At 65.1% G+C, this 10,710-nt stretch carries 15 protein-coding genes; 8 read left to right on the forward strand and 7 right to left on the reverse strand.

The window, feature by feature from the left end; all coding sequences use genetic code 11:
• Window positions 1–222, forward strand: a 222-nt coding sequence (locus ACKOED_RS06030) for a hypothetical protein (RefSeq protein WP_408915677.1), incomplete at its 5' end; no start/stop codon positions are given.
• On the opposite strand, the gene ACKOED_RS06035 is transcribed toward ACKOED_RS06030, so the two are convergent.
• The 4 genes from ACKOED_RS06035 to ACKOED_RS06050 form a co-directional block, all read right to left on the reverse strand.
• Window positions 212–1,390: a YncE family protein gene (locus tag ACKOED_RS06035; RefSeq protein ID WP_408915678.1), complete on the reverse strand. Its 1,179-nt coding sequence runs from the start codon at window positions 1,388–1,390 to the stop codon at window positions 212–214. The genes ACKOED_RS06030 and ACKOED_RS06035 overlap by 11 nt on opposite strands.
• Before the next feature lie 90 nt (window positions 1,391–1,480).
• Window positions 1,481–1,651 carry a hypothetical protein gene (locus ACKOED_RS06040; protein WP_408915679.1) on the reverse strand — a complete coding sequence of 57 codons (171 nt, stop codon included), beginning with the start codon at window positions 1,649–1,651 and terminating at the stop codon, window positions 1,481–1,483.
• A 74-nt stretch (window positions 1,652–1,725) separates the two neighbouring features.
• Window positions 1,726–2,115, reverse strand: a complete 390-nt coding sequence (locus tag ACKOED_RS06045) for a hypothetical protein (RefSeq protein ID WP_408915680.1) — start codon at window positions 2,113–2,115, stop codon at window positions 1,726–1,728.
• A gap of 69 nt (window positions 2,116–2,184) precedes the next feature.
• Window positions 2,185–2,691, reverse strand: coding sequence for a Fur family transcriptional regulator (locus tag ACKOED_RS06050; RefSeq protein WP_408915681.1), 507 nt, complete (start codon window positions 2,689–2,691; stop codon window positions 2,185–2,187).
• 82 nt (window positions 2,692–2,773) lie between these two features.
• On the opposite strand from ACKOED_RS06050, the gene zigA reads away from it, so the two are divergent.
• The 7 genes from zigA to ACKOED_RS06085 all read left to right on the forward strand — a co-directional run bounded on the left by zigA (window position 2,774) and on the right by ACKOED_RS06085 (window position 10,138).
• On the forward strand, window positions 2,774–3,997 hold the full coding sequence (gene zigA, locus ACKOED_RS06055; protein WP_408915682.1) for a zinc metallochaperone GTPase ZigA: 1,224 nt from the start codon (window positions 2,774–2,776) through the stop codon (window positions 3,995–3,997).
• Window positions 3,994–4,431: a DUF1636 family protein gene (locus ACKOED_RS06060; protein WP_408915683.1), complete on the forward strand. Its 438-nt coding sequence runs from the start codon at window positions 3,994–3,996 to the stop codon at window positions 4,429–4,431. Before zigA ends, ACKOED_RS06060 begins: the two co-directional genes overlap by 4 nt.
• Window positions 4,432–4,461: 30 nt before the next feature.
• Window positions 4,462–6,009, forward strand: coding sequence for an ABC transporter substrate-binding protein (locus ACKOED_RS06065; protein WP_408915684.1), 1,548 nt, complete (start codon window positions 4,462–4,464; stop codon window positions 6,007–6,009).
• Between the two features lie 64 nt (window positions 6,010–6,073).
• A complete protein-coding gene (locus ACKOED_RS06070; RefSeq protein ID WP_408915685.1) occupies window positions 6,074–6,943 on the forward strand; it encodes a DMT family transporter in 870 nt (289 codons plus the stop codon).
• Entirely contained in the window at window positions 6,940–7,893 is a 954-nt protein-coding gene (locus ACKOED_RS06075; protein WP_408915686.1) for an ABC transporter permease, read from the forward strand. Before ACKOED_RS06070 ends, ACKOED_RS06075 begins: the two co-directional genes overlap by 4 nt.
• Before the next feature lie 32 nt (window positions 7,894–7,925).
• Window positions 7,926–8,714 carry an ABC transporter permease gene (locus tag ACKOED_RS06080; protein ID WP_408915687.1) on the forward strand — a complete coding sequence of 263 codons (789 nt, stop codon included), beginning with the start codon at window positions 7,926–7,928 and terminating at the stop codon, window positions 8,712–8,714.
• Window positions 8,711–10,138: an ABC transporter ATP-binding protein gene (locus tag ACKOED_RS06085; RefSeq protein WP_408915688.1), complete on the forward strand. Its 1,428-nt coding sequence runs from the start codon at window positions 8,711–8,713 to the stop codon at window positions 10,136–10,138. The genes ACKOED_RS06080 and ACKOED_RS06085 overlap by 4 nt, the downstream gene beginning before the upstream one ends.
• 1 nt (window position 10,139) lies before the next feature.
• Here the strand turns inward: ACKOED_RS06085 and ACKOED_RS06090 are convergent, their stop codons facing one another.
• From ACKOED_RS06090 to ACKOED_RS06100, 3 genes are all read right to left on the reverse strand, one after another.
• Window positions 10,140–10,343, reverse strand: a complete 204-nt coding sequence (locus ACKOED_RS06090; RefSeq protein WP_408915689.1) for a hypothetical protein — start codon at window positions 10,341–10,343, stop codon at window positions 10,140–10,142.
• Complete coding sequence (locus ACKOED_RS06095; protein WP_408915690.1) at window positions 10,297–10,530, reverse strand: hypothetical protein; 234 nt, start codon at window positions 10,528–10,530, stop codon at window positions 10,297–10,299. Before ACKOED_RS06095 ends, ACKOED_RS06090 begins: the two co-directional genes overlap by 47 nt.
• Window positions 10,527–10,710 (reverse strand): hypothetical protein (locus tag ACKOED_RS06100; protein WP_408915691.1); only part of this gene is annotated, 184 nt, incomplete at its 5' end. The genes ACKOED_RS06100 and ACKOED_RS06095, both read right to left, overlap by 4 nt.

A 10,710-nucleotide genomic window follows, 5' to 3' on the forward strand; every position in this document is an offset into this window, starting at 1 on the left:
GCCACCGGCCCCGGAGGTCTTCGTGCCGGCCATGGCCGCACGGGCGGCGGCGCAACCCCGGCCAGCTTCGCCGCCCGCGCTGGCGTCGAGGCCGTCAATGCACTAACATTCCAGCCGGACCACTCAGTGGGGGCCGATCAGTTTGAATCTCCAGGACAGGTTGAAAGGGGAGAAAGGGTGGCGAAGCTTGGCTCCGCCACCGGGGGGTCGGTCAGTTCGTGACGGGCGTGGCCGGGCCAACAGGCTTCGATGGGCCAGACGTCGGGCTGAACGCGGACAAACGGTGCGGGCCGGCGACGGTCTTGATGGACTGGACGACTTTCATCGATTCCGTATCAACCACCGAGACGGTGCCGGCCACCGAATTGGGGATGAAGGCCAGCCTGCCACCATTCGCCATCACGATGTCACTCGCCTGACGCGGCTCGGTCTTGATCGGCGCCAATTGGCGGGGCTGGCGCGGGTTGCTCATATCGAAAACGAGCGTGAGATCCACGGTTGCCGATGCATTCTGCGCACCACCGAGCGTGCCGAGCGCCACAAACATGCGGCTTCCATCCTTGTTGAAGCCGACATAGGAAGGGTTAGCAGCAGCCTCCGGCTTGCCGACGAGGCTCGTCGAGCATGTGCCGTCGCCATAGAGCATCGGCGTCTGGGCCACGAGCTGCCGGTTGACGGCGTCGATCACCGCGATCTGCCCGATCTGGCAGCCAATGCCGCCGGCGCGATCCTGCACTTCACGTGGGGTCCGCTGCGGCACGACGATGAACCGGCCGCCCGGCATGTCCTTGGCCGTCGAGCCGCCTGTGCCTGCGGTCTGGATATTGCGCAGGGTCGGCATATCGCTATCGATGTCGATCAGCGCCACCTGGCCGGAGCCGGTGATGAAGTGGAAGGCATCGCCGGTGGCTGCAGACGTGCCAACACCATGAGGACCAAGCCTGAGCCCAGCCTTGCCTGTTTCATCGCAGGTCTTCATGGCGGTCGAGCCGTCGAAGCCAAAATCCTTGGCAGGGAAGGACTTCACGAGCTTGATGTCAGCGGGGTTGGCGAAGTCGTAGACCGACAGCACATCCTTGCAGTCGCCGATGTTCGAGACGACCATGCGGGCGCGCGTGTTGGAGAACGCCACCTTGTGATGGCCGCGCCCCAGCCGGACCTCGCCAATCGGTTTGAGGTAGGTTGCCGAACCCGGAACGACGTCAATCAGGGTGAGCGAGGAATCCTTCGGCGCCTCGCCAACCGGTGTATTGGCTTCAACGCCGTCATTGAGAACAACATAGAATTGACGACCGCCCATCACGGGCGAGAGATAGCTGTGCACGGGCCGTGTGCCGCCCAGCGAGGAGGCGGGGATGCGCGCGATCTCCTTGCCGTCCTTGAGGTTCACGGCAATCACCTGATTGCCGTCGGTATTGTTGAACAGCGCGACGCCATTTGTGAGTGCCATGGTGTCGAGGCTGGCGTCTATGACGTCGGCTCAGGTCGCGAAATCAGCCGCATTGCAATGACTGGCGCCAGCCTCGTCCTTGCCGACGACGAGCATGACGTGATCGAGCGCGGGGGTCTGTGCGAAGGCAAGCGTTGAAAGCGCGGTTGCGCCAAGGATGCAGCCGGCCATAGCCGCGCTGCGGGTGAAGAGAGATGACATGTCTAGGTTTCCGGATCTGGAATGAAGGGTGATCGCCGACGCGAGCCTTCGCGCGGCGAGGTCTGCCGTTTCAATCAGATCAGGTTGGGTGGACCGCGCGCAGAAACGCCCGGCGAGGCGTGGGACGGCGGTAGTGCAGTGTGCCGCGCGACATGGACAGGCTTATTCGCTTCCTGATCGCTCCAGGCAGGCCCAATCGATACTGAAGCGACGGAGCCAAAGGTCTTGAAGGGACAGGATGGGCCGCATGGGCATCCTGAATGGTCTTTTCCGTGATCCTTCTCCGGATCAGACGGGAGAGTTAGGCCGTGCTCGGAGCAGATGATCTGCAGCGCGGCCAGCGCTTGCATCTCGCTTGTATGATGAACAACCAGACGCGCACCAGCCAGCCCGGCCAGCACGAAGGCATAGGCCAGCAAGAGACAAAATCGCCAATCGCGTGTCAAATGGCGTACGGCGCTCATGTCATTTGCTTAATCATAATCTGCCTAGCCCGTGATCAACTTCTCTCCTAGCTCGAAATGTTGCTGTTGTCACAGGGGATTTGAGGCGCACCGCGCGCATTCGCCTTCCAGCTCAACGATGGGATGAGCAGGCTTGAAGCCTGCATGCTCGGCGGCACCCTGGAGCCCTTGAGCCACCAGATCCGACGGCGCTTCCTGCACGGTACCGCAGTGGCTGCAGACCATGAACACCACGGCCTCGCCGGGGTGATGCTCATGATCGCATGCAAAGTACGACGCCTTTGAGGCGAGCCGGTGAACGCAACCGGCCTCCTGCAGGAAGTCGAGCGCGCGGTAGACCTGAACTGCCTGGACTTTCTTCGATACGCTCAAGCGATCCGTGATCTCATAAGCCGTGAGCGGTTTCTCCTCGCGGGCCAGCACGGTCAGAACACGCGCGCGCATCTCCGTAAACGGGAGTTTCCGTGCCGCAGCGAACGCGCGGGCGCGTTCAATCATGGCTGCCGCGTCGGAGTGGGGCGAGTGCGCATGGCCGTGCCCCTCGCATCGCTCGTGATGAGCTTTTTCGCCGGCCATGGCCGAGACCTCCTTGACCATCGCGGTGGTGTAATACTATTACACTTCCCTGAGTGTCACAACATTACACCCTTGGGGGATCATGGCCAAGACCCAATCGGACAATCGCCTCCCTGTCACTGTGCTTTCAGGCTTTCTCGGCGCCGGCAAGACCACGCTGCTCAACCATATCCTGAACAACCGCGAGGGCATGAAGGTCGCCGTCATCGTCAATGATATGAGTGAGGTGAACATCGACGCCGAGCTCGTGAAACAGGATGGCGGTCTTTCACGCACGGACGAAAAGCTCGTCGAGATGTCCAATGGCTGCATCTGCTGCACGCTGCGCGACGATCTCCTCAAGGAAGTGCGCCGGCTCGCCGAGGATGGCCGTTTCGACTACCTCGTGATCGAGTCGACCGGCATTGCCGAGCCCTTGCCGGTCGCGACCACCTTCGACTTCCGCGACGAAGACGGACAGTCTCTCTCGGATGTCTCCCGGCTCGACACGATGGTCACGGTCGTCGATGCGGTGAACCTTCTCAAGGATTATTCGAGCCAGGATTTCCTGCGCGACCGCGGCGAGACGGCGGGCGAGGAAGACGATCGCGCGCTCGTCGATCTCCTCGTCGAGCAGATCGAGTTCGCCGATGTCGTCGTCCTCAACAAGGCGGGCACGGCGACTAAAGATCGGCTTGACCTTGCCCGCAAGATCATCGCGGCGCTCAACAGCGAAGCGCGCATCATCGAAGCGGACTACGGGCGCGTGCCGCTCCCTGCGGTGCTCGGCACCGGCCTGTTCGACTTCGAGCGCGCGCAGACCCATCCGCTTTGGTTCAAGGAACTGAACGGCTTCAAGAACCACGTGCCGGAGACCGAGGAATACGGCATCCGATCCTTCGTCTATCGCGCCCGGCGTCCTTTCGCGCCGATGGCTTTCAATGCCTTCGTCAACAAGCCCTGGCCCGGCGTCATCCGCGCCAAGGGTTTCTTCTGGCTCGCGACCCGACCGAACTACGTGGGCGAACTCGCCCAGGCCGGCGCGCTGGTGCGCACCTCGAAGCGAGGCCTATGGTGGGCGGCGGTGCCGAAAACGCGCTGGCCCGACAGCGCCGAGTGGCGCGAGAGCATGAAGCCCTACTTCGACAAGACGTTTGGCGATCGCCGTCAGGAGATCGTCTTCATCGGCCTTGCCGACCAGATGGACGAAGCCGCCATACGTGCCGAACTGGATGCGGCGCTCACGGGCATGGTCGACCGCTTCACGCCAGACGCGTGGAGGCATCTGCCCGATCCTTTCCCGAACTGGGAGCGGCAGGCGGCATGAGCGTGAAAGATGCCGCCAAAGACGCCTGCCTGTCCATCTGTTTTCGCTGCAGGCCCGAGGGCTGGCTGGGAAACGCCGATGCGCGTCGCCCCGGAGCCGATCTCGCCGATGCGATCGAAGCGGAGGCGTTGCGGCGGGGTATCGATCTGGAGGTGCTTCGCGATGTCCGCTGCATGAGCCAGTGCAAGCGGCCCTGCGTCGTGGCTTTCTCCGGACAAGGCCGCTTCACCTATCTGTTCGGCGATCTCGACCCTGCGCGCGACGGGCCTGCCGTGCTGGACGCCTTCGCCCTCTATTGCGCGAAGCCGGACGGCTTTCTGGAACGCTTCGAGCGACCTGAAGTCCTGCAAGCCGGTATTCTCGGCCGGGTGCCACCGCTCACAACTGGAGCGCGACAGGTCGAGCACCGGCCCGCAGCTGTCCAAGCCACCTGATCACCACAGCCAAACAGTCCGGGGATTCTCATGACCGAAAAACTCTCGATCACGCGCCGCTCGGCGCTCGCATTGACGGCATCGGCTGTCGCTGCCGCAGCCTTGCCATCGCAGTCCTTCGCTCAAGAAGCGGGCGTCCTGCGCGTCGCTTCGCCCTGGGAATGGACCTCCAACGAGCCGACCGACACCGGCTACATCATGGCCCGGATGCAGATCGCCGAGACGCTGGTGATGGTCGAGCCCGATGGCAAGCTGGTCGGCGGCATCGCCGAGAGCTGGAGCGTGAGCGACGATAAACTCACGTGGCGGTTCAAGGTCCGTGCGGGCGTCGTCTTTCACGACGGCACGCCGGTGACGGCGGAGGCGGCGGCGGCGAGCCTCAGGCGTTCGCTCGCCGGCGAAAGCATGCAGCAGATCCCCGTCGACAGCCTCTCGACCGAAGGCGACACGCTGGTTCTCAAGACAAAGACCCCGTTCAGCCAACTGCCGGCGGTGCTGGTGGATTATGCTTCCGTCGTTCTCGCACCGGCCTCATGGGGGGCGGATGGTAGGGTCTCCCGCGTCATCGCCACCGGCCCGTTCCGCATCACAGCGATCGACGGCAAGACGGTGCTCGAGCTTGAACGCTTCGACCGCTACTGGGGCGAGAAGCCAAAGGTTGCCCGCGCCCGCTACACCGCCATTCCCAACGGTGACACGCGCACCAATGTCTCTATCGCTGGCGATCAGGACATCATCTTCACCACCGTGCCGGCCGCGACGCCGCGCATCGATGCCGCCGGCCAGATGAAGGTCGAGAGCCTCACCATCCCCCGCGTGAGGGCGATGGCGTTCAATTCCGGCCTGCCGCAGTTCGCTGATGTGCGCGTGCGCCGCGCGATCAACATGGCCATCGATCGCCGCGGCATCGCGGCGGCGGTCCTGCGTCATCCGGGCTCGGCCGCGACCCAGCTGCTCCCGGAAGCCGTGCCGGACTGGCATGACGCGACGCTGCCGGCCTATCCCTTCGACGTATCCGGCGCCAACGCACTCCTCGATCAGGCTGGCTGGGTGCGCGGGACCGATGGCGTGCGCGCCAAGGACGGCGTGCGCTTGGCCGCCACAATGCTGACCATCGCCAACCGCCCCGAGCTCACCGTGATGGGTACGGCGATGCAGGCGCAGCTCAAGGCGATCGGCATGGAGCTCGCTGTCGAGCCGGGCCCGTCGGCGGCGATCCCCGCCGCCATCCAGGCCGGCACGATGCAGATGACGATGTTCGCGCGCACCTATGTCAACGTGCCGGAGGTCATCGCCACCATCATCCCCGATTTCACCCGCGAGCGCTCGACCTGGGGCACGCTCAACTGGCCCGGCCGTGACCACATCAAGGCGCTGACGGACGAATATGTCCAGAGCTTCGACGAGAGCCGCAAGGCCACGCTCCGGCGCGAGATCCTGAAGATTATTCAGGATGAGGTCCCCGTCGCGGCCGTTGCGTGGTTTGAGCACACGGTCGCGGTCAATCGGCGCGTCCGGGGCCTCGTCATCGACCCGTACGAGATGCGCTACATGCTGCACAAAGTCAGCTTGAACTGACGGGGACGGGCGGACCTTGAGCGCATCAGCGGCATCATCGGGCTCAGTCGGCGCAGGCATCGGCTTGCGCCTTCTGGCGACGTTGTTCTTCTCGCTGATGAGCCTGTCGGTGCGGATCGCCCCGGTGGAGGCTCCGGTCGGCCAGATCGTGTTCTGGCGCAGCGCGGTCGCACTCGTGCCGATCCTCGTCTATCTCGCCTGGCGCAGCCAACTTCGCCATGGACTCAAGACCGCACGGCCGCTGGGGCACGTCAAGCGCAGCCTCTATGGCTGCGCGGCGATGTTCTTCTCGTTTCTGTCGATCGCCCATCTGCCGTTGGCGCTGGCGACGGCGCTATCCTTCCTCGCGCCATTGATTGTGGTGCCGATCGCGGTAGCGCTGCTCGGCGAGCGGCCTGGGATCATCGTGGTCGCTGCGACGCTTCTCGGCTTCCTCGGCGTCGGGCTGATGCTCTGGCCGGCAATGGTGGGGCCGGAACTCGCGGTCGGCACGCTGATCGGCGTGGGCGCTGGGCTCGCCTGCGCCGCAACCACCGCGCTCGCCAAGACCGAGATCAAACGCCTGACCGCGACTGAAGCGCCGGCGGCGATCGCCTTTTATTTCGCGGTGGTCTGCGCGGCCTGCGGGCTTGCGACCTGGCCAATCGGCTGGGCCGATGTCGGGCAGACGGCGCTCCTCGCGCTGATCGCCTCCGGCCTCTTCGGCGGCTTCGCACATATCGCGATGACGGAAGCCGTCGCCCGCGCGCCGGTGTCGACGCTGGCGCCGTTCGAGTACACGGCGATGATCTGGGCCATCTTGTTCGACCTCGCCGTTTTCGCGCTCTGGCCGGAGCCGATCAGCCTGCTCGGCGCGCTGCTCATCGTGATCGCGGCGGCCGGCGTCGCCTTCGCCGACCGGATCGGCACGCGGCTCAAGGTTTTGCAGGCATGAACGCTGTCCTGCGCGTCATCATGCTTCGGATCGGCCAAGCGCTGGCGACGGCAGCGGTGCTCGCCTCGCTCTGCTTCGCGTTCGTGCATGCGCTGCCGGGCGACCTCGCGCTCCGGGTCGCGGCAGCCCGGGTCGGCGATGAACGGGTGACGCCCGAGACAGCCGATCGTATCCGCCGCGAGGAAGGGCTCGATCGGCCGCTGATCGTTCAGTACGGCCAGTGGATGGGGAACCTCGCCCAAGGCGATCTCGGCCGTTCGCTGCTGTCTGGCAAGCCCGTCACCGAGGAGCTGGCTTATCATGCCCGGTTCACGCTCCAGCTCGGCCTGATCGGCTGGCTGCTCTCCTACTTGATCGCCTTGCCACTTGGCATCCTGGCCGGATTCAGGCCGGGCGGCATGATCGACCGTGCGACCGACGCGCTGGCTGTGACGCTCGCCTCGCTGCCCAGCTTCCTGGTCGGCATCGGGCTGATCACGCTCTTTGCGCTAACCCTGCGCTGGCTGCCGCCAGCCGGCTTCCGGACGGGCGCGCACATGGTCCTGCCGGCCTTCACGCTGGCGCTCTCGCTCGTCGCCTTCTCGATTCCCGTGATCCGCAACGCCGTGGTCGAGGTGCGCTCGGCCTTCTTTATGACCTATGCGCGGGTGAAGGGGCTGACCACGGCCGCCGCCTTCCGCCATCACGGCGTCCGCAACGCGGCAATTCCCGTCGTCACCTACGCCGCGTTGCAATTCGCCTTCGTCATCGACGGTTTCGTGGTCATCGAGACCCTGTTCAACTGCCCGGGCCTCGGCGAACTGCTCGTCAAGGCGCTGATTGCGCGCGATGTGCCGATCATCATGGGGGCAGGCCTCATCGTTGGCTTCGCCTTCGCCGTCGTCAGTCTGATGGCAGACCTTGTGCGCCTCTGGCTCGACCCGCGTGGTCTTGCGGAGGCGCGCGCATGAGCATGGTTCTTCAGCCAGCTCGGGAGCGGAGCGTGCCGGCTTCCATCTGGCCACTGCTGGCGCTGGCTGGCCTCGCTCTGACCGGACCATTCCTGGCGCCACTGGATCCGAATGCGCAGGATCTGATGCGGGTCATGGAGGCCCCAAGCATCACTCACCTGCTCGGCACCGATCATGTTGGACGCGACATTCTTTCGCGTATCCTGGCTGGCGCGCCGCATTCGCTGGGCCTTGCCGTGCTCTGCGTGGCGCTGGCGTCCAGCGTGGGCATCGCGCTCGGATTAATCGCGGCCAATGGCGGCGCGTTTATCAGGGCGCTGATCATGCGTCTTGCCGACCTGATGCTCGCCTTCCCAGGCCTGCTGCTGGCGCTCCTGTTTGCCGGGTTCCTCGGTGGCGGCATCTGGCCGATGCTGATCGGGCTCAAGCTGGCGCTCTGGCCACAATACGCCCGCATGACCGAGGCAGTGGCCACGAGCGTTCTCCGGGAAGGCCACGTCGAGGCCGCGCGCCTCGCGGGTTTCCCGGAGCGGACTATCCTCACCCGCCATGTGCTTCCGTCCGTGCTGCGCGCGGTGATGCCATTGGCGACGCTCGGCGTCGGGCAGGCCATCATGTCGATCTCGGCACTTGGTTTCCTCGGGCTTGGTCTGAAGCCTCCCACACCCGAATGGGGCGCGATGATCAACGAGCTGCTGCCCTTCCTCGCCGAGGGCTTCGTCCAGATGGCCGCGCCTTGCGTGATGATCTTTGTGTCGGTGCTGACCCTGACTTTGGCAGGCCGAACGCTTGCTTCAAATACAACGGGTCGTGCGCAATGACCGAAGCCGCCCTCACGATCGCCCATCTCTCGATCCACGACAGAAGCGGCGCTGCTCTTGTTGATGACGTGTCGCTGTCAGTGCCGCGCGGGGGCGTTCTGACGCTCATCGGCGAAACCGGCAGCGGCAAGAGTTTGATCGCGCAGGCCGTGTTCGGCCTCCTGCCCTCCGGCTTGTCCGTCTCGGGAGACATTAAGGTCGGTGGCCACGAGCCGATTCCTGCGAGCGAACCGAAACGCCTCGCCGCGCTGTGGCGCGAGCAGATCATGTTGATCCCGCAGGAGCCATCCGCTGCGCTCGATCCGACCATGCGCGTGCGGCGGCAGATGGCGCTGGCAGGCCTCCAAGAGGAGGCCATCAAGCCCGCACTCGCGGCTTTCGATTTGCCTGGTTCGACGGCAGACGCCTACCCATTCACGCTATCTGGCGGCATGGCTCAAAGGGTGCTGGTGGCCTCGGCGCTGGGCGTCGGCGCGCCGATCATTGTTGCTGATGAGCCGACCAAGGGTTTGGACGCCGACCGCGTCACTCAGGCAATCGCCGCACTCAAGCGCCTTTCGGCCGCTGGACGCAGCCTGCTCGTCATCACCCATGATCGCAGGCTCGCAGAGGAGCTTCCTGGAGAACTGGCGATTGTTCGGAATGGCCAGGTAATAGAGCATGGCCCGAGTGCAGGACTCCTGTCTGAGCCCCAAAGCGACTACGCCCGAACATGGCTAGCGGCCGATCCGCGCCATTGGTCACGCTGCCACCGCTGCTGCGACATGACGAGCCTTGCCTTGTCGGCGCACGGTCTCGCCTTCGGCTGGCCAAAGGGCGCAATGCTCTTCGAGGGCCTCGACTTGCACGTGCCGCGGGGCGGCGTTCTGGCGATTTCGGGGCCGAGCGGCAGCGGCAAGAGCACGCTCGGCGACATCCTGCTCGGCCTTCGGCGACCACTCGCCGGTAGCGTAGATTGGGGTGGGGTAGATATCGTGGCACAGCCAGCCGCGATCCGCTCGCGGCGGCAGCGCTACCAAAAGCTCCATCAGGATCCGATCACTGCCTTCGTGCCGCACCTGACCTTTGCCCGCCAGTTCCTGGCGCTGGAAGACGTCAAGTCCGGCCTCTCGGTCGCACGCGATCTGCCGCCGCTGCTGGACAGGTTGAAGGTCAATCATCGGCTGATGAACCGTCGCCCCTGCGAGGTTTCCGGCGGCGAGGCCCAGCGGCTCGCGCTGGCACGCATCCTCCTTCTCGATCCAGTAGCGATTGTCGCCGATGAACCGACATCGCGGCTCGACCCGGTCGTTCAACGTGAAACGATGCGGCTGCTGCGGGCAACCGCCGATCAACAGGGGCTCGGCCTTGTCCTGATCAGTCACGACCAACCGCTGCTCGCCGCGATCGCGGACGAGCATCTTGCACTTGGTCCGCGAGCTTGAGCTAAGCCAGGCAAGCCCGCGCCTGATCGCGCAGGCGGGCATAGTCCAACATCGCCCGGTCCAGCGCCGCGCCGGGTGGCAGGCGCAGGATTTCGTCGGCAAGCCACGCCTGGAACGCGCGGTCGTAGGCCGCGACCGGCGGGCAAACCACCGACGGGCTAGAAGGTGCCGTCGCGCAGGCGGTCAGCGAGAGCGTCGCGATCACGAGGAGCGGCAGCGCCTGCTTCGAGCATCCGGCCTTTAGCATCGGAGGCTTCCTTCTGAGATTTGAGTTCGGCCTCTCGGGCTTTCGCCGCCTCGGCGGCGGCGCCCGCTTTGCGGCCAGCGGCGAAGATCGCCGCGGTGGCGATGACCACCGCGACGATGAGGGCAAGGGCGATCCAGCCGGTCACTTGTTCACCCCGGTGATCCCGGCCCGCAGCGTGCCGAGGCCGAGCGCGGCGAGGATGTGGGTGAGCCAGTCGGAACCGACATCGACGCCCGGCACATCGATGCCGAGGCCCTTCTCGACGATGACCACCAGCACGAGCACGGCGGCGATGATGTAGGTGCGGTAGCCCGCACCGAACTGA

The sequence above is a fragment of the Aestuariivirga sp. genome (genome assembly GCF_046093005.1).
GTDB lineage: Bacteria > Pseudomonadota > Alphaproteobacteria > Rhizobiales > Aestuariivirgaceae > Aestuariivirga.

Excerpts from the sequence above, each read along its gene's own strand:
- zigA (WP_408915682.1), top strand. The coding sequence starts at position 2,774 with ATGGCCAAGACCCAATCGGACAATCGCCTCCCTGTCACTGTGCTTTCA.
- ACKOED_RS06045 (WP_408915680.1), bottom strand. The coding sequence starts at position 2,115 with ATGAGCGCCGTACGCCATTTGACACGCGATTGGCGATTTTGTCTCTTG.
- ACKOED_RS06040 (WP_408915679.1), bottom strand. The coding sequence starts at position 1,651 with ATGTCATCTCTCTTCACCCGCAGCGCGGCTATGGCCGGCTGCATCCTT.
- ACKOED_RS06065 (WP_408915684.1), top strand. The coding sequence starts at position 4,462 with ATGACCGAAAAACTCTCGATCACGCGCCGCTCGGCGCTCGCATTGACG.
- ACKOED_RS06060 (WP_408915683.1), top strand. The coding sequence starts at position 3,994 with ATGAGCGTGAAAGATGCCGCCAAAGACGCCTGCCTGTCCATCTGTTTT.
- ACKOED_RS06085 (WP_408915688.1), top strand. The coding sequence starts at position 8,711 with ATGACCGAAGCCGCCCTCACGATCGCCCATCTCTCGATCCACGACAGA.
- ACKOED_RS06075 (WP_408915686.1), top strand. The coding sequence starts at position 6,940 with ATGAACGCTGTCCTGCGCGTCATCATGCTTCGGATCGGCCAAGCGCTG.
- ACKOED_RS06050 (WP_408915681.1), bottom strand. The coding sequence starts at position 2,691 with ATGGCCGGCGAAAAAGCTCATCACGAGCGATGCGAGGGGCACGGCCAT.